General features: G+C 45.4%; 18 protein-coding genes. 3 read left to right on the top strand and 15 right to left on the bottom strand.

Annotated elements, in window-relative coordinates; translation table 11 throughout:
• Positions 1–83: 83 nt before the first annotated feature.
• From I3X05_RS07705 to potA, 4 genes are all read right to left on the bottom strand, one after another.
• On the bottom strand, positions 84–1,118 hold the full coding sequence (locus I3X05_RS07705) for an extracellular solute-binding protein (RefSeq protein ID WP_045570326.1): 1,035 nt from the start codon (positions 1,116–1,118) through the stop codon (positions 84–86).
• A 105-nt stretch (positions 1,119–1,223) separates the two neighbouring features.
• Positions 1,224–1,994 (bottom strand): spermidine/putrescine ABC transporter permease PotC, encoded by a 771-nt coding sequence (gene potC / locus I3X05_RS07700; RefSeq protein WP_039426447.1) that lies wholly within the window; start codon positions 1,992–1,994, stop codon positions 1,224–1,226.
• Positions 1,994–2,851, bottom strand: coding sequence for a spermidine/putrescine ABC transporter permease PotB (potB, locus tag I3X05_RS07695; RefSeq protein ID WP_193157982.1), 858 nt, complete (start codon positions 2,849–2,851; stop codon positions 1,994–1,996). The genes potC and potB overlap by 1 nt, the downstream gene beginning before the upstream one ends.
• Positions 2,835–3,968 carry a spermidine/putrescine ABC transporter ATP-binding protein PotA gene (gene potA / locus I3X05_RS07690; protein ID WP_039436880.1) on the bottom strand — a complete coding sequence of 378 codons (1,134 nt, stop codon included), beginning with the start codon at positions 3,966–3,968 and terminating at the stop codon, positions 2,835–2,837. Before potA ends, potB begins: the two co-directional genes overlap by 17 nt.
• A gap of 377 nt (positions 3,969–4,345) precedes the next feature.
• Between potA and I3X05_RS07685 the strand changes: the two genes are divergently transcribed.
• From I3X05_RS07685 to I3X05_RS07675, 3 genes are read left to right on the top strand one after another with little or no spacing between them, the layout of a single operon-like run.
• Positions 4,346–5,146, top strand: coding sequence for a hypothetical protein (locus tag I3X05_RS07685; protein WP_045570329.1), 801 nt, complete (start codon positions 4,346–4,348; stop codon positions 5,144–5,146).
• A complete protein-coding gene (locus I3X05_RS07680) occupies positions 5,139–5,948 on the top strand; it encodes a glucosaminidase domain-containing protein (RefSeq protein WP_045570330.1) in 810 nt (269 codons plus the stop codon). Before I3X05_RS07685 ends, I3X05_RS07680 begins: the two co-directional genes overlap by 8 nt.
• A 14-nt stretch (positions 5,949–5,962) precedes the next feature.
• Positions 5,963–6,625 carry a DUF2987 domain-containing protein gene (locus tag I3X05_RS07675; protein WP_045570377.1) on the top strand — a complete coding sequence of 221 codons (663 nt, stop codon included), beginning with the start codon at positions 5,963–5,965 and terminating at the stop codon, positions 6,623–6,625.
• A gap of 69 nt (positions 6,626–6,694) precedes the next feature.
• Here I3X05_RS07675 and ttcA read toward each other — a convergent pair whose 3' ends face one another.
• The 11 genes from ttcA to ccoN all read right to left on the bottom strand — a co-directional run bounded on the left by ttcA (position 6,695) and on the right by ccoN (position 16,677).
• The gene (gene ttcA, locus I3X05_RS07670; protein WP_045570331.1) at positions 6,695–7,633 is read right to left on the bottom strand and encodes a tRNA 2-thiocytidine(32) synthetase TtcA; all 939 of its coding nucleotides are present in this window, start codon (positions 7,631–7,633) and stop codon (positions 6,695–6,697) included.
• A 118-nt stretch (positions 7,634–7,751) separates the two neighbouring features.
• Positions 7,752–8,699 (bottom strand): universal stress protein UspE, encoded by a 948-nt coding sequence (gene uspE / locus I3X05_RS07665; RefSeq protein ID WP_045570332.1) that lies wholly within the window; start codon positions 8,697–8,699, stop codon positions 7,752–7,754.
• A gap of 133 nt (positions 8,700–8,832) precedes the next feature.
• Positions 8,833–9,579, bottom strand: a complete 747-nt coding sequence (locus I3X05_RS07660; protein WP_045570333.1) for an FNR family transcription factor — start codon at positions 9,577–9,579, stop codon at positions 8,833–8,835.
• A gap of 86 nt (positions 9,580–9,665) precedes the next feature.
• Positions 9,666–10,343, bottom strand: coding sequence for a sulfite exporter TauE/SafE family protein (locus tag I3X05_RS07655; RefSeq protein WP_045570334.1), 678 nt, complete (start codon positions 10,341–10,343; stop codon positions 9,666–9,668).
• Between the two features lie 3 nt (positions 10,344–10,346).
• Positions 10,347–10,517 (bottom strand): cbb3-type cytochrome oxidase assembly protein CcoS, encoded by a 171-nt coding sequence (ccoS, locus tag I3X05_RS07650; protein ID WP_045570335.1) that lies wholly within the window; start codon positions 10,515–10,517, stop codon positions 10,347–10,349.
• Position 10,518: 1 nt separating this feature from the next.
• A complete protein-coding gene (locus I3X05_RS07645) occupies positions 10,519–12,888 on the bottom strand; it encodes a heavy metal translocating P-type ATPase (protein ID WP_045570336.1) in 2,370 nt (789 codons plus the stop codon).
• 4 nt (positions 12,889–12,892) lie between these two features.
• Positions 12,893–13,369, bottom strand: a complete 477-nt coding sequence (locus I3X05_RS07640; protein WP_045570337.1) for a FixH family protein — start codon at positions 13,367–13,369, stop codon at positions 12,893–12,895.
• Between the two features lie 86 nt (positions 13,370–13,455).
• Positions 13,456–14,433 carry a cytochrome-c oxidase, cbb3-type subunit III gene (gene ccoP, locus I3X05_RS07635; protein ID WP_045570338.1) on the bottom strand — a complete coding sequence of 326 codons (978 nt, stop codon included), beginning with the start codon at positions 14,431–14,433 and terminating at the stop codon, positions 13,456–13,458.
• The gene (locus I3X05_RS07630; protein WP_039426412.1) at positions 14,433–14,606 is read right to left on the bottom strand and encodes a CcoQ/FixQ family Cbb3-type cytochrome c oxidase assembly chaperone; all 174 of its coding nucleotides are present in this window, start codon (positions 14,604–14,606) and stop codon (positions 14,433–14,435) included. Before I3X05_RS07630 ends, ccoP begins: the two co-directional genes overlap by 1 nt.
• A gap of 10 nt (positions 14,607–14,616) precedes the next feature.
• The gene (gene ccoO / locus I3X05_RS07625) at positions 14,617–15,237 is read right to left on the bottom strand and encodes a cytochrome-c oxidase, cbb3-type subunit II (protein WP_039426409.1); all 621 of its coding nucleotides are present in this window, start codon (positions 15,235–15,237) and stop codon (positions 14,617–14,619) included.
• Positions 15,238–15,249: 12 nt separating this feature from the next.
• Positions 15,250–16,677, bottom strand: a complete 1,428-nt coding sequence (gene ccoN / locus I3X05_RS07620) for a cytochrome-c oxidase, cbb3-type subunit I (RefSeq protein WP_039443257.1) — start codon at positions 16,675–16,677, stop codon at positions 15,250–15,252.
• Between the last annotated feature and the right edge of the window lie 10 nt (positions 16,678–16,687).

The following is a 16,687-nucleotide window of genomic DNA, read 5'->3' as shown; positions in this document are numbered from 1 at the left end:
ATAGGTCGGGATTATATCAGCAATAAAAAAAAATAGGCAGCTTTTGGCTGCCTAAGTGATTAGCAATGAAACCATGTGTCGTTTTACTGACTGGCTTTCAGTTTCATAAAGTATTCTTCATATTTCACGGTCTTATCACCAACCGCAGCTTGCCACTCAACGCGATCCAGATCTTCTTGAGATGGGAAGAGTGGAGCAATATCTTTAAACTTCTCATTAGATGCTTTCACAGCCGTGAGATAGCCAGTGTCGTTAGAGATCTGCTCTGCAATTTCTGGGCGCAGTAGGAAATCAATCATCTTATGCGCCGCTTCGACGTTTTTCGCGCCAGAGCTGATTGCAAAGTTATCTACCCAGCCGATACCGCCTTCTTTAGGGAAAACCAGCTTGAGTGGTAGACCTTCTTTCTGCGCGGCTGCGGCACTGCCATTCCAAAGCATGCCAAGGCCAACCTCACCAGACATGTATGGTGCGCCTGGGTTATCTGAGTTAAAGACCAGTACGTTTGGCATCAGTTTTTGCAGCTCGGCATACGCTTCGTCGATCTGCTTTTCATCGGTGGTGTTACCTGAGTAACCCAGTTTGCGCAGTGCGATGTGGAACACTTCACGTGTATCGTCCATCAGCATCAGTTGGCCTTTTAACTCCGGTTTCCACAGATCTGCCCAGCTTTGGAAATCATTCGGATCATACATATCGGTATTGACCGCAAGACCTGTGATCGCCACAACGTGAGGAATCGAGTAGTCGTTGTTTGGATCGTAAGGCTTATTGAGATAGTTGCTATCGAGGTTTTTGAAATTGCTCAGCTTAGATTTTTCGATCTTTTGTAGCATGCCTTCATCGCGCATCTTAGACACGAAATAGGTTGAAGGAACAACAAGATCGTAGCCTTGATTGTGAGTCTTTAGCTTTGCATACAAGGTTTCATTTGACTCATAAGTTGAGTAAATCACTTTGATGCCAGTTTCCTTAGTAAACTGCTCTAAGATGCCACTGTTGATGTAAGGTCCCCAGTTCATGAAGACCAGCTCTTTGTTCTCATCTGCGGCAGCAGAAGCAGAAAATAAGGAAAGCGCACATGCACTACCAGCTAATAAAGTAGCCCATTTTTTCATTGACGTTAGCTCCAAACCAAACGTTGCCCGAAGGCTTTTGATAGAAAAACAGAATGATTCGCATCATTCTGTTTCGCGTTTAAATCGCAGCAGAAACCGGCTGGCTTATTTCACTTTCTCTCGTGCAATAAGCTGAGAAGTGATCACCAGCGCTAGCGATACCACTAACATAACTGTTGCAAGGGCATTCACTTCCGGTGAAATGCCGACCTTAACCATAGAATAAATCTTCAATGGCAAAATCTCATACGTTGGACCAGTAACAAATGAGCTGATGATTACGTCGTCTAGAGACAAGGTAAAGCTCAGTAGCCAACCAGCTGCAACAGCAGGTTTCGCCAGAGGTAGAATGATTTTTCTCAAAATCACCCACTCACTTGCCCCTAAATCCTTCGCTGCTTCCAACATTTTGACATCGAAACCATTTAGACGGCTGTAAACCGTCACCACAACAAACGGCAAACAGAACGTAATGTGGGCAATCAGCAAGGTAAAGAAACCCAGTTGAGCGCCCAAAACCAAAAACAGCGCGAGTAACGAAATCGCCATCACGATATCTGGTGACATCATGACAACAAACAACATTCCGTTCACCGCTTTTTTGCCTTTAAAGTGGTAACGGAAAAGAGCAACGGCTGTCAGGCTACCAATAATAGTAGCTGCTGTAGCAGAAAAGATCGCCACATTAAATGAATGCCAAGCGGCTTGCATTAAGCTGTCGTTATTCATTAGCGCGTGATACCACTTGGTGGTAAATCCGCCCCATTTCATACCGAACTTGTTTTCGTTAAACGAGTTGGCAATCAACACTATGATTGGCAAATACAAAAATGCATACACCAAGGTCATAAAGCTAAATCTAATTGTACGTCCCATTAGTCCAGCTCCACTTTCTTATTCAACAGTTTTCCTGCACGGTAGTAGGCGTACAGCATAATTGCCATTGCAATGGTCAAGGCAATACTGGTTGCTGCGCCAAATGGCCAATCACGAGCATTGAGCACTTGGCTCTTAATTACGTTACCGATCAATAGGTTTTTCGCGCCACCCAGCAAATCGGCAATGTAGAACATGCCAAGAGCGGGTAGCAAAACCAGCAAACAACCGCCGATGATACCTGGCATGGTAAGGGGCAAAATGACCTTAGTTAGCGTCTGCAGCTTGTTGGCACCCAAATCTTTGGCAGCTTCAATATAGGTGTAATCCAGCTTCTCGATCGCCGAATAGAGCGGCAAAATCATAAATGGCAGCAAGATGTAAACGAGGCCAATCATCACAGCAGTTTCTGTATACATCAGACGTAGCGGTTTATCGATAATGTCCAAAGTGAGTAGGACGTTATTGAGAATGCCTTGCGTACCTAAGACGATTTTCAAGCCATAAGTACGGATCAGTGAGTTGGTCCAAAAAGGAACAATCACCAAAAACAGCATAAAAGGACGCCACTTCGCTGGCATCTTGGCCACAATATAGGCAAAGGGATAACCGATAACCAAACAGATCAAGGTCGCTACAATCGCCATATAAAAAGAGTGCAATAGCACCTTGGCATACAACGGATCGAGCAATCTCGCGTAGTTATCGAGCGTGAACGTCATCTCTATTAGATTGGCTTCATCACGAGTCAGAAAACTGGTTCCGATGATCATCACGTTTGGGATCAGAACAAACAGCACTAACCATGAAACAATCAGCGTGATGATGGCGTTTTGCAGACTAAATTTCTTGCTCATCACTTAGCACCACTTCCCAGCTTTCTACCCAAGTAATGGCGACTTTTTGTCCTAGAGAATGATCTACGTCTGGATCATCTTCGTTAAAGAACTCGCTTACCATCACACGCATTCCTGACTCTGTTTCAATGACCGAATCCAGTGTCATGCCTTTGTAGGTACGTTCAGTCACGTGACCAACGATGCCTTTTTCTTCCGATTCCGTGATCTCTTCGATGCGTAAATCTTCTGGGCGAAGCAATACTTGCAGCTTTTGACCTTGCGTAATCGGTTCATCGAAGTAGACCACTGAGTCCACCCCTTCGATTTCAGCTCGGATACGCTTCTCGTCAACACGCTCTTTCGCAACCGCTTCGAACACGTTGATTTCACCGATGAAACGCGCAACGAACAGATTCTTCGGATCTTCGTAAATTTCACGTGGGGAGCCATCTTGCTCAATCACACCAGAGCGCATAACGATGATGCGGTCTGACATCGACAAGGCTTCTTCTTGATCGTGGGTAACAAAGATAAAGGTAATACCTAGTTGGCGCTGCAGCTGCTTCAACTCAATTTGCATCTGCTTGCGCAGTTTGTAATCAAGGGCAGAGAGAGATTCATCGAGCAACAGAACTTTAGGTTTGTTGACCACCGCACGTGCGATAGCGATACGCTGTTGCTGACCACCAGAGAGCTGATGAGGCTTGCGCTGCGCCATGCTTTCTAGTCGTACCATTTTTAGTGCTTCCATCACGCGAGGTTCAATATCAGCGGAAGGAACTTTTTGCATGCGCAGGCCAAATGCAACGTTTTCGAACACCGTCATGTGAGGAAACAGCGCATAGCTTTGGAATACCGTGTTGACATGCCTTTGTTCCGCAGGAACATTGGTAACATCCTGATTGTCTATCGTAATTTGGCCTTTATCTGCAGTTTCAAAGCCTGCAATCATGCGTAAAACCGTTGTTTTACCACAACCTGATGGGCCTAGGATCGTCAAAAACTCACCATGATTAACGTCCAGATTTAAATTACCGATGATTTCCTTACCATCGAAACTCTTACTGATGCCAGTCAAGCGGATAACTGGCTGTCCTGCGTTCTGTTTAGCGTTCAACGTCTGTATTTCTCCCACATTGGTCTTGTCAACTAACTAGTACGACCTGTAGCTATTCACATGTAAGGGGCGCATCATAATCACCAAATTTGTGAATTCAAAGTGTTTTCTTATTCGGAAACAGAAAAAGTTTTGCATGCAAAAGACGATGTTTCTTACCATACTACCCTTAGGATTTAGTGACACAATCAACCTGTTGATTGCAAGGCAAAAATTCCTGAGCAAAAACCTTCCGCTACCTATACTTTTCAAGCGGTTAATTATCAGCCAAATAACAAATAATGCAAGGACTGCTAACAAAACAGAGTTTAGCAAAAAGTAGATTTCAGTATAATGAAGACAATTCTAATCAGCGAGTTAGGTAGATAAGGTACGCAGTAAACCTTGGAATAGATATGAATAACGAATTTGAAAAAGATTTTAACCTTGGTGGCACCATCGATAGGGCGCTTTCTGGGCAATATGAGTTAAAGGCAGGGGCAATTTTTCAAGAAGCTTGGAAGTTGACCATCCGACATCTTTTCAGCTTTTCCCCCGCCATTATCGCTTTACTGTTAGTGCAGTTGGCCATTTTTTACATCGCGTTACAATTGCAATTAGGCGATCCCGCTGTTTTGCTTGATGCAATTCTCGACCCGAATTTGCTCAATGAGCAGATCCTTTCGTCTATTTACATCGCCAATTTTAGTTTCGAAGTGGTGAGCGCGCCGATTTTTGCCGGTGTTAGTTTAATGGCCATGAGCCATGCCGCTGGGCTAAAAACTAAAAACCGTCACATTGGCAAAGGACTGCAATTTACCGTCCCTGTCATTCTTTCTACCCTGTTCAGCCTCATGCTACAGGGCGTGGCGGGACTGCTGCTGCCATTTGTTTCGCTCTATTTGTCGATGGCATTCAGTTTGTCTATCTTACTGATCTGTGAGAAGAACGTACCACCGATGCGCTCTCTGCTGTTATCATTTAGGGCGATAAATCGCAAAATACTGGTCATCTCAGGGCTCTATTTACTGGTGATGTTGCTGTTTGTCGTTGCCATCCTTTTCTATGGCATTGGTTTGATTTTTGTGTTGCCGTTCTTTTTCCATCTCAAAGGAATTCTCTATCGAGAAATGTTCGGTATCCGACTCAAGGTCGTTACAGTGCAAGATTCTGGCGATCATAACGATGACAATCATTCGCAGGTGTTCAATGCCTAATAACACGTCTTCTTCCATTTTTCTCAAAGCGACAGCCATAGCGATGGCTGTCGCTTTTTCATCTATCGGTCCTTATCTCTTTTACGAAGAGCAGCGTCGTGAGCTGGAAGCTCAGCAGGATGACGCAACTGGAGCCGCGGAAGCGTTGCCAGATTTTGCCTCAATCACAGATACTCGAGAAAAGAAACTGGCATTTTTTGATTATTTACGCCCTAAGATTGCCGCAGAAAATCAAAAAATTCTCAAAGACCGTGAGTTTTTGCTCACTCTAAATCTTGCTGAACCCTCGCAAAAGCAAAGAGAGAGGGCATTACGCCTAGCTAAGCGTTACGACGTCACGTTGACAGACGAGCAATTGACCCGTGATTGGCTTGGTGAAATGCTGAAACGCGTTAATGTGCTTCCTGAGTCATTAGTCATGACGCAAGCGGCGAATGAGTCAGCATGGGGAACGTCACGATTTGCCCGTGAAGCCAACAACCTATTTGGGCAGTGGTGTTACACTCGCGGCTGCGGCGTTGTCCCTTTGCAGCGCAGTGAAGGCGCATTTCACGAGGTGGCCAAATTCTCTTCCGCTCAAGAATCCATTCACCGTTATTTTATGAATGTAAACCGCAACCGAGCTTATACAGAACTGCGTAATATTCGCCAAAATTTGGTGGACAAAAAGCAAGATCTGTTCAGTGTCGAAACGGCGACCACATTAACAAATGGGCTATTAGCCTATTCAGAACGCGGCATGGATTACGTCCAAGATTTGCAAGCGATGATACGTCACAACAGCGAGTTTTGGAGCCAATAAACAGGATGCAAGTAATGATGAAAAGAAACCTAGCTCTGCTAGGATGTGCGATGAGTCTGTTTTCTTCCTTTAGCGTTCAAGCTCAGGAATACATGTTTACCTACTCGAAGTTGTTCTCGCAACTGAAAAACAACACCAAAGAAGGACATGATGATGTCAAAGTCGGGATCTTCTTTGTCAACCCGCAAACCAAGCGGCTATGTAATATAGAGAAGGCTTGGATGGAAAAGGAACAGCATTACGAAGAGTTTGTTATCCCGCCATCCCAAGAGCTCTTGTTACCACTGGATAATAACTTGAAGTCCGCCAACCCACTGGTTTTTGTCCACACTCCTCAGGATATACGTTGCGACTATTCACTGGTAGTGATGACGAAAGAGCCGCTTGAAGGGAAAGTAACCTACCAACAACTAGCCCCTTTGATGCCACAAATGAAGGATCTTTTGGACGATTTGGGGGGCATGTTTTCCAGTTGGTTTACTCCCGAAGTTGAGGGGGTGACGATGGAATTTGCTAATGGGCTCAATAGTAAAGTCACGTTTTCTAACGGTGGTGAAAAAGCGATTGTGAATGGCAAAGTACAAGTTGCGCTAACGGAGATTGGTGAAGAGGGATTTGTACTTTTACCGCAAGCCACTACACGGGTACTGCCTTACTTGCCTAGGGCAAAAAAATAGAATTCAATAGAAACAAAAAGAGGCTACCGAAATGGCAGCCTCTTTCATTGTGTCTTTAAACCAAACACGTTACACAGACAGATTGGTCACATCGAGTTTAAGTGCAGTATCAAACGCTTGCACTACATCGTCCTCATCTTCGACCACATTTGGCACATCTTCTTTATCAAAGCCAATATCACCACCATTGATAACACCTGAGTCTTTGTTGATTGATTTGAAATCAAACAGTTCAAAGTCCGCCAGATGACTTGGCACAACATTTTGCATCGCTCTGAACATGGTTTCAATTCGTCCAGGGAAGCGTTTGTCCCAGTCATTAAGCATCATCTTAATGTTCTGACGTTGAAGGTTTGGCTGAGAGCCACACAGATTACATGGGATGATAGGATAGCCGACCATATCTGCGTATTTAATAATGTCTTTTTCACGGCAATAAGCCAATGGACGAATAACAACGTGCTCTCCATTATCAGAGACCAGTTTCGGTGGCATTCCTTTAATTTTTCCGCCGTAGAACATATTGAGGAAAAGAGTTTCCAGAATATCGTCGCGATGATGGCCAAGCGCGATTTTGGTTGCGCCGAGCTCTTTCGCTGTGCGATACAAAATGCCACGGCGCAAACGAGAGCACAGAGAACACGTGGTTTTCCCTTCGGGAATTTTGTCTTGCACGATGGAGTAGGTGTCCTCTTCGACAATCTTGTACTCAACACTAAGATTTTCTAGATACTCAGGTAACACATGTGCAGGAAACCCCGGCTGCTTTTGATCAAGGTTCACAGCAACCAGAGAAAAGGAGACAGGCGCGCTTTTTTGCAAACTCAGCAGAATATCCAACATCGTAAAGCTGTCTTTACCACCGGATAAACAGACCATAATGCGATCGCCATCTTCGATCATATTAAAGTCAGCAATAGCTTGGCCAGTATTGCGACGAATGCGCTTTTGAAGCTTATTAAAGTTGTATTGTTGAGCTTTCGTACGCTCTTGAATTTGCTCTGTCATCTGCTGCTAATCTTAAATTCATCAAAATAAATGAAGTGCGTATGATACGGATAAATTTGCAAGATGCCAGTGCCGACAAGAAAAAATCCCAGAAGAGACGCCTGGGATTTTTATCGGCTTAGGAAGCGATGTTGGGGTCGAGCGGGCTGACATAACCTTTCGGTTTAAGCGCCAACACATCACAGTTAATCTTATCAATCACGTGTTCAGCGGTATTTCCGATAAAGACCGCTGAGAGTCCGGTTCGCCCAGTTGTCCCCAAAATCACCATAGCAGCATTCAACTTGTCTGCCGACGCGGGGATGATATCTTCTGGCAACCCCTGCTCAACGATGGTGTGCTCTTCATCTATCCCATATTGCTGCCTCAATGCCTTCATGGACGTGAGATGATGGCCACGTACCGCATCGGTATAGGTCGTCGGGTCAAACTCTGGTAACTCAATGGTAATATTGGCAGGTGTTACTGGATAAGCATTAACCAAATACGCTTGTGCATCCAGTCTGGATGAGATTTCCAACAACCGCTCAACCATAATGTTATTCAGTTCGATATGTGTCGAGTTATCCGAGCCCACGTTGACTGATGCGATGATATTCGCTTGCTCTGGCCAATCGGCGTTTTTAATCAAGAGTACAGGAACAGGGCACTTACGTAACAAATGCCAATCAGTTGGTGTGAAGATGACCGACTCAAGGACATCGTGTTTACGCGTCCCTTTAATTACGATGTCATGACTGCCTGAAAACACTTCGGCGATGATGGCCTCATAAGGGCGATTATGCCAAACCACCTTGATATCAAAGGTCATCGATTCATCAACATATGGCTCTGCAATTTTTCTCATCCACTGTTCGCGTTGATAGATAACACCGCGGCGCATCGCATCACGCTCATCTAAAGACAGCATTGATGTCATGTCATAGGAGAAATCGTAGATGGATAGAAAGAAAGTAACATGACTCTTCGAGACACTCTTTCTGGCTAATTGTACAGCTCGCGCCAGTGCAGGTTGTTCATCTTTGTTAATGTCGGCAACCACAAGGATTTTACTGTAAATACTCATATCTAAGCACGCTCATGTTGGAGAACCATATAAGTAACTGTAGCTTAGAAAAGAGAGAAATATTAGGAGTTTAGAAAGGTTTTACATAAAATTATGATGCAGCTCATCTCTGAGCTACATCATTAAAAACGGATTAGCCGTTAGAGACGCCAGCCAGTTCCATTAATGCACTGTGATCAAGGATAGTAATATATTTACCCTTAACACTGAGTATTTCAGATTTTTGAAATCGTCCGAGAAGACGGCTAATGGTCTCAACAGTCAAGCCAAGGTAATTACCAATGTCACCACGTGTCATGGTTAAACGGAACTCGCGAGGGCTGAATCCACGTTGAGAGAAACGAGTTGAAAGGTTGTAAAGAAATGCCGCCAAACGTTCTTCTGCATTTTTCTTCGACAACAGCAGAATCATTTCTTGGTCGCCTTTGATCTCATTGCTCATGAGACGCATGATCTGCTGGCGCAACTTTGGCATTTTTCCTGAAAGGTCATCGAGAATTTCGTATGGAATCTCGCAAACCATCGATGTTTCGAGGGCTTGGGCGAAACTAGGATGAGCGTCGTCGGTAATCGCATCAAATCCAACTAAGTCACCGGCAAGATGGAAGGCTGTAATCTGCTCATCGCCTTGCTCAGTGATGGTGTAGCTTTTGATCGTACCCGAGCGAATCGCGTAGAGAGAGCGTAACACATCACCCGCTTTAAAGAGCTCTTGGCCTTTTTGGATCGGTTTTTTTCGCTCGATAATCTGATCAAGTTGATCCAATTCAGCTTCATTCAATGTAAATGGAATACAGAGTTGGCTGATACTACAATCTTGACAATGAATCGCGCACCCACCGGACTGGATACGCTTTGTCGCAGGTTTTTCAGAAATCATAACAACCTTTCACTATTTGATATATGTCAATATTTTAGCACTGGTGAATACTAAAGGGTAGTAAAAAAGCGTTTGCTCAATGTGAGTTAACGGGCAAGACCAAGCATCGTTGCTGCGCCAAATCCGGTATAGAGTCCATATAGGACTAGAATTGTGGCTGAAGTGTGTCTGAATATCGATGATTTTTGAATCCGAGCGAAATACTCCGCACCGATTCCAACCAGTAACATCGCCGGCAGGGTGCCCAAACCAAATGCCAGCATCATCAAAGCACCGTTTAAAGCACTGCCAGAGAGCGCGGACCAAGTGAGGGCTGAGTAAACTAAGCCACACGGCAACCATCCCCATAGAAAACCAAAAGGGATCGCTTGTAAAGGGTGGCGGATCGGCATGAAATGTTGAGTCATCGGCTTAATAAAACGCCAAAGCAGTTGCCCAAGTTTCTCCACGAAGAGAAGTCCGTTCCACCACTTCGCGATATAAAGGGCAACCAGAATCATGAATAGGGCGGCCAATAAGCGCAACCATGCTAGCGATTGATTGAGTCCAGCCATATCACTGAGAGAAGAAATGGTCCCCCCGACAATGGCGCCAAACAGCCCATAACTCAATAAACGCCCTAAATTATAGAAAAGCGTGTTCAACTTTGGAGAAGGATTTTGACTGCCTAGATTGAGCAATGAGGCAATCCCACCACACATTCCCAAACAATGACCAGCGCCCGCTAACCCGATCATCAGCGCGCCAAGGTAATCACCATTCATAGCCTACTTTTTCTCGCTTTGTTGCTGAGATTCTTGCTCGTCATCAAATAGTATGTTTGTTCCTTGACGCTCAAGATCTTCAAATTGTTCGCTTTTGACTGCCCACAAGAAGATCGCGACGGCAACACAAACCAAAACAATGGCAATCGGAATGAGAATGTACAAGCTTTCCATATTACTTACCTTGCTCTTTGAGCAGTCTGAGCGAATTAGAGACAACGATGATAGAGCTTGCCGACATGCCAACAACGGCGATGTAGGGGGCAACCAAGCCAGCAACCGCTAGCGGTAAAATTAACAGGTTATAGCCTAGAGACCAAGCCAGATTTTCTCGGATGATTTTCCTTGTGCGCAAAGCGAGCTCTCGAGCTTCGAGTAATTTATCGAGCCGATCACCAAGCAACGTCATATCTGCTGATGCTTTAGCAACGTCGGTACCGCTACCCATTGCGACCGAAAGATGAGCACCGGCTAAAGTAGGCGCATCGTTTATACCATCGCCAACCATCATGGTTATGTCTGAGGCATCCAAGCTTTGCAAATAGGCGAGCTTATCTTCGGGTTTGGCAGAAGCTATCACGTGTTCAATGCCCATCGCGCTAGCAACAGGCGTTGCATTGGCAAGAGAGTCACCGGTGAGCAGTGTTGTTTTTATTCCTGCCTCAGCAAACTTTTGCAAAAACTCTCTGCTCTCTTTACGAATTGGATCGTGATAAAAAAATGTGGCGGCGTGTTTGCCAGCAATAGAAAGATATACCGCATGACTTTCCGACTGCTCACTGTCTAGTACATATCTACTGCTACCAATTTTCACTTCTTCGCCGCTCCAATAACCACAAATACCTGAGCCAATGACGTTGGTTGCATCGACGGCTTGAACGGCTGAGTCTGCGTATCTAGAAAAAGCGCGAGCAATCGGGTGGTTAGCGTAGTATTCTAAACTGCTCGCAATCGCGAGACATTGTGTTTCTGGCCATTCGGCAAAGGTTTCCGTGCGCTGTATCTCGATATCACCTTTGGTCAAGGTGCCCGTTTTATCTATCACCAGATGATTGATTTTACATAGAGTTTCAAACACGTGGCCTTTGCGCAGCAAGATGCCAAAATTGCCCATGCGTGAGGTCGCACAAGTCAAGGCTGTCGGCGTGGCGAGCGAAAGGGCGCAAGGGCAGGTCGCCACAAGCACAGATAACATAATCCAAAACGCATCTTCCGGCTTAGTTTGGTGCCAGTAGAGCCAGGTTGCCGCTGAAATGAGCAAAATGACACCGACAAAATAACGTGCAACGACATCGGCAATTTCGGCGATTTTCGGTTTAGAATGCTGTGCCTCATCTTGAAGTCGAACGATATTTGAAATTACCGAGTCCGCTTTAGAGCAGGCAACCTCCAACACAAAAGATTCATCGCCATTGAGCGTACCAGCGTAGACAAGATCACCCATCTGTTTAACAACATGGATCGATTCTCCCGTTAGCATAGACTCGTCAACATGCACACGCCCTTCCACCACTTTACCATCGGCAGGGATATGCTCGCCGGGCAAAACACGGATTTGATCGCCAATTTTCAAACTTTTTACCGGGATCTGTTTGCCTTCTAGGGTAGTGGCAATTGCGGGGATCAGCTTGAGCAGATTCCCACTGGCTGCGGCGGCCTTTCTCCGGGCTCTCATCTCGAGAAAACGTCCTACCAAAAGAAAAAAGGTAAACATGGAGATAGATTCAAAAAAGACTTCACCTTGCTCTGTGACGGTAGCGACTAAGCTTGCACAATAAGCAAAGATGAGCGCTATCGACACAGGCACATCCATCCCGAGTGTTCGGCCTTTAATGCTTCGCCAAGCATTAAGATAAAATGGCAGTGCAGAGTAAAGAAGGACCGGAGTGGCAAAAATTAAGCTCACCCAGCGGAAATAATTTTTGAACTCAGGTTCAAGATCACCAAAAACCTCAAGATAGAGCGCGACCGCCAGCATCATCACCTGCATAGTCGCAAGGCCAGCAATACCTAGACGATAGAGGTATTGCTTCATGGTTGCGTGATAGGCCGCTTCTTGTTTGTCCGCTTCAAAAGGAGCGGCTTTGTAGCCTAATTGATGAATTCCAGATAGCAGTTCACTGAGTTTAGTCTTTGATTTATCCCAAGAAAGTAAAGCTCGGTTTGTCGTGGTATTTACTTTTATAGACAAAACCCCTTGCTGGGAATTAACTTGCTTTTCAATTAACCAAGCACATGCAGCGCAAGATACGCCTTCCAGTGATAGCATCACCTCGCAGTAATTGTTGCTATTACGAACAAACTCCGACTGGACTTCCTCGTTGTCGTAATGCACTAACGCTTTGAGCTGCTCAGGGACTAACTCGACCTTTTCTGCCTGTGCAGTTCGATATTGGTAGTAAGAGACTAAGCCATTATCGACGATTGTTTGTGCAACGGTTTCACAACCTGGGCAGCACATTGAACGAACATCGCCCAATATCTCCACTTTGAAATCCGTGTTGGCTGGTACATCTTCACCACAGTGATAACAGGATTTTGTCATAGTGCTAATTCATTAAAACTGTAGAGGGAGAGGGGAACGTGACACGACCTTGAATCAGCCATTTCTGGTCATGAGGCTGAAGCTCAACGAACCATGGTCCTTCAATGTGGTTCTCCAGAACCAGACGATAGACACCTTTCGCATCAGCGGTTAATAGCTTAGTGAAATCACGATCCGGTAAAGTGCGATGAGTGAAGGTCGCAGTGAGAGCGGGGAAATGGGCTAAGCTTCCTTTATCAAATACAATAGTGACCGCAGTATCATCTGAAGCGACAATCGCATTGAGGCCGAGCTCTTTGGCTACTTTAATCTTGCTGATATCAACGTTGATCCCTTTGCCTTTTTTATAGTAATCCTCCGCGACAAGCGAAACAGAGTTCTGAGAGAAGACGATGACAGTCGCTATCGTCCACGTCACTACCGTAAGTGGTAAAATGATCAGGAACCACGGCCAGAATTGTTTATACCAAGGCTTTACCATAAAAAAGTTCTCAACAACAAAATGAAACGTAAGGGCTTTAATTTAAAGGAAAGACAGCCCCTGAAGAAGGGGCTGTTATTGAAATGTTACTTATTATTTTCGGTGTTGCTCAGGCTCCAAACGTAAGCAGCAACCAGTTGAACTTTGTCTTCACCCAGAATATCTTTCCAGGCTGGCATTACGCCAGAACGGCCATTCATGACTGTTTCTGTTACATCTGCGCGCGAATCACCAAATAGCCAGTCTTTGTCTGTCAAATCTGGTGCACCAACAGCAGGGTTACCTTTTCCATCGGTACCATGACATGCTGCACAAACGACAAAACGAGATTTACCTGCTTCGGCTTCGCGAGCATTTACCGTGCGACCCGATAAGCTCAGAACGTAGCTAACGACTTCCTGAACCCCTTGCTCACCCAGTGCGTCTTTCCAACCTGGCATCTGACCAACACGGCCATGCATGATAGTTGTAACGATGGCTTGAGGCTCACCACCGTACAACCACGCGTTGTCAGTTAGGTTAGGGAAACCTTTTTGGCCACGCGCATCTGAACCATGACACTGCGAACAGTTTTGCAGGAACAAACGTTGACCAACTTTGGTTGCTTCATCATTTGCTGCAATTTCAGGGATAGAACGCAAAGCGCTGCCGTTGTACGCAAGACTACGGAACGCTTCACCAAAATAGGTATTTGCGTCGTCAAGCTCTTTTGCATACTGGTTTAGCTGCTTGTTTTGTTGTGCTGACGCGATGGCTTCTTTGTACTCAGCAACCGTACGAACTGTTTGGTCTGAACTCTGCCATCCAAGTACACCTTTGAAACTTCCCAAACCAGGGAACAGCGTCAAGTACACAGCAGCAAAAACAAACGTACTGATGAAAAGATAAGTCCACCACTTTGGTAGCGGATTGTTCAGCTCCCGAATACCATCGTACTCGTGGCCCATATCTGCACCTTCTTCGACGCCCATTTTATCTTTGGCGCACCAGAAAAGAAGTACAGCACAGCCCACAAGCGTACCGACAGTAATCACGATAATCCAGAGACTCCAGAATGTAGTCATTACTTCGTAACTCCTTGTTGATTAGGGCTAGATTTCTCTTCATCAGCAAATACTAAATTGGCTGCCTCATCAAAACTGGCCTTACGTTTTTTGCTGTAAGCCCAGACGACGATACCAATAAAACTGACAAAAAGTACGACAGTATAAATACTGTGTATTGTACCGAAATCCATAACAACCCCCTTATTTCATTGCATGACCCAAAGACTGAAGGTAAGCGATGACAGCGTCCATCTCCGTTTTTCCTTCAACATCTTTGCCAGCGTTGGCGATTTGCTCATCAGTGTATGGCACACCGAATTGATTGCGGAACAACTCCAGCTTCTTCTGAGTCAATTTGCCATCCAGTACATTCTCAGCTAGCCAAGGGAAACCCGGCATATTTGATTCAGGTACCAGTTCACGAGGGTCAAGTAAGTGGACACGGTGCCATTCGTCCGAATAACGACCACCTACGCGGGCCAAATCTGGACCAGTGCGCTTAGAGCCCCATAGGAATGGATGCTCCCACACACTCTCGCCAGCGACAGAGTAGTGACCATAGCGTTCTGTTTCAGAGCGGAAAGGACGAACCATCTGGCTATGACATACGTTACACCCTTCACGGATGTAAATATCACGACCTTCCATCTCTAGGGCAGAGTAAGCGCGTAGATTTTCTACGGGCTCTGTGGTTTGTTTTTGGAATATCAGTGGGGTGATTTCAACAAGTGCTCCCCAGCTAATTGCAAAAACGATAAAAATAGCCAACAAACCGACATTACGTTCAATGATTTCGTGGCGATTATTAGAATTTGAACTCATTCTGCAATCTCCTTATGCCGGTTGTGGAATAGCTTTCAAGCTATGTTTTGGTGCACTGACAGTTTTGTACGTATTGTAGGCCATCAAGAACATACCAGTTAGGAAGATGAAACCACCTAGGAAACGTACAAAGTAGAATGGGTAAGACGCAGATACAGATTCGACGAAACTGTAAGTCAACGTACCATCAGAGTTCACGGCACGCCACATCAGACCTTGCATTACGCCAGATATCCACATCGCTACGATGTACAGAACAGTACCAATTGTCGCTAACCAGAAGTGAACGTTGATCAGACCAACAGAGTACATACGTTCTTGACCAAACAAACGTGGGATCAAGTGGTAAACAGAACCGATAGAAACCATGGCAACCCAGCCCAACGCACCAGAGTGAACGTGACCGATGGTCCAGTCTGTGTAGTGTGATAGCGCGTTGACAGTCTTAATCGACATCATCGGACCTTCAAAGGTAGACATACCATAGAAGGAAAGAGAGACAATCAAGAAACGCAGGATAGGATCGTAACGTAGCTTATGCCATGCACCAGAAAGTGTCATGATACCGTTAATCATACCACCCCAAGACGGAGCAAATAACACAAGCGACATCACCATGCCCAAAGACTGAGTCCAGTCTGGTAGAGCAGTGTAGTGCAAGTGGTGAGGACCAGCCCAGATGTAAAGAGAAACGAGCGCCCAAAAGTGAACGATAGACAAACGGTAAGAATAAACAGGACGTTCAGCTTGTTTAGGAACGAAGTAGTACATCATACCTAAGAAGCCAGCTGTAAGTAGGAAACCTACCGCGTTGTGGCCATACCACCACTGCACCATAGCATCCACTGCGCCAGAATAAATCGAATATGATTTAGTCAAAGAGACAGGAATCGCCATACTGTTCACAATGTGCAGAACGGCAACAGTGATAATAAAGGCTCCAAAGAACCAGTTTGCCACGTAAATATGAGAGGTCTTACGTTTGATTAATGTTCCAAAGAACACCACAGCATAAGAAACCCATACCGCCGCGATCGCGATATCGATAGGCCATTCTAACTCAGCATACTCTTTACCCGATGTTAGACCGAGTGGCAGAGTAATCGCTGCAGAAAGGATTATCGCCTGCCAACCCCAGAAGGTAAAGGCAACCAAAGGTCCACCGAAGAGACGAGTTTGACAGGTGCGCTGTACAACATAATAGGATGTTGCGAACAGGGCGCTAGTACCAAACGCGAAAATTACCGCGTTAGTATGCAATGGACGTAAACGACTGTACGTCAACCACGGCGTATCAAAGTTAAGCTGTGGCCATACTAACTGAGCGGCAATCAAAACACCAACAGCCATACCAACAATACCCCATAGAATGGTCACTAGGGTAAACTGGCGAACGACTGTATAGTTGTAGTTTTGTTCAAGCTGCTTTTCTTGGCTCATTTGCATGCTT

The sequence above is a fragment of the Vibrio navarrensis genome, from assembly GCF_015767675.1.
Lineage (GTDB): Bacteria > Pseudomonadota > Gammaproteobacteria > Enterobacterales > Vibrionaceae > Vibrio.
Note: the sequence above shows the minus strand (reverse complement) of the source record. Positions and strands in the feature narration are given on the sequence as shown.

What these genes read in the sequence shown, in the direction of transcription:
- I3X05_RS07705 (WP_045570326.1), bottom strand. Translation starts at nt 1,118, where the DNA reads ATGAAAAAATGGGCTACTTTATTAGCTGGTAGTGCATGTGCGCTTTCC.
- potC (WP_039426447.1), bottom strand. Translation starts at nt 1,994, where the DNA reads ATGGGACGTACAATTAGATTTAGCTTTATGACCTTGGTGTATGCATTT.
- potB (WP_193157982.1), bottom strand. Translation starts at nt 2,851, where the DNA reads ATGAGCAAGAAATTTAGTCTGCAAAACGCCATCATCACGCTGATTGTT.
- I3X05_RS07685 (WP_045570329.1), top strand. Translation starts at nt 4,346, where the DNA reads ATGAATAACGAATTTGAAAAAGATTTTAACCTTGGTGGCACCATCGAT.
- I3X05_RS07680 (WP_045570330.1), top strand. Translation starts at nt 5,139, where the DNA reads ATGCCTAATAACACGTCTTCTTCCATTTTTCTCAAAGCGACAGCCATA.
- I3X05_RS07675 (WP_045570377.1), top strand. Translation starts at nt 5,963, where the DNA reads ATGATGAAAAGAAACCTAGCTCTGCTAGGATGTGCGATGAGTCTGTTT.
- ttcA (WP_045570331.1), bottom strand. Translation starts at nt 7,633, where the DNA reads ATGACAGAGCAAATTCAAGAGCGTACGAAAGCTCAACAATACAACTTT.
- uspE (WP_045570332.1), bottom strand. Translation starts at nt 8,699, where the DNA reads ATGAGTATTTACAGTAAAATCCTTGTGGTTGCCGACATTAACAAAGAT.
- I3X05_RS07660 (WP_045570333.1), bottom strand. Translation starts at nt 9,579, where the DNA reads ATGATTTCTGAAAAACCTGCGACAAAGCGTATCCAGTCCGGTGGGTGC.
- I3X05_RS07655 (WP_045570334.1), bottom strand. Translation starts at nt 10,343, where the DNA reads ATGAATGGTGATTACCTTGGCGCGCTGATGATCGGGTTAGCGGGCGCT.
- ccoS (WP_045570335.1), bottom strand. Translation starts at nt 10,517, where the DNA reads ATGGAAAGCTTGTACATTCTCATTCCGATTGCCATTGTTTTGGTTTGT.
- I3X05_RS07645 (WP_045570336.1), bottom strand. Translation starts at nt 12,888, where the DNA reads ATGACAAAATCCTGTTATCACTGTGGTGAAGATGTACCAGCCAACACG.
- I3X05_RS07640 (WP_045570337.1), bottom strand. Translation starts at nt 13,369, where the DNA reads ATGGTAAAGCCTTGGTATAAACAATTCTGGCCGTGGTTCCTGATCATT.
- ccoP (WP_045570338.1), bottom strand. Translation starts at nt 14,433, where the DNA reads ATGACTACATTCTGGAGTCTCTGGATTATCGTGATTACTGTCGGTACG.
- I3X05_RS07630 (WP_039426412.1), bottom strand. Translation starts at nt 14,606, where the DNA reads ATGGATTTCGGTACAATACACAGTATTTATACTGTCGTACTTTTTGTC.
- ccoO (WP_039426409.1), bottom strand. Translation starts at nt 15,237, where the DNA reads ATGAGTTCAAATTCTAATAATCGCCACGAAATCATTGAACGTAATGTC.
- ccoN (WP_039443257.1), bottom strand. Translation starts at nt 16,677, where the DNA reads ATGAGCCAAGAAAAGCAGCTTGAACAAAACTACAACTATACAGTCGTT.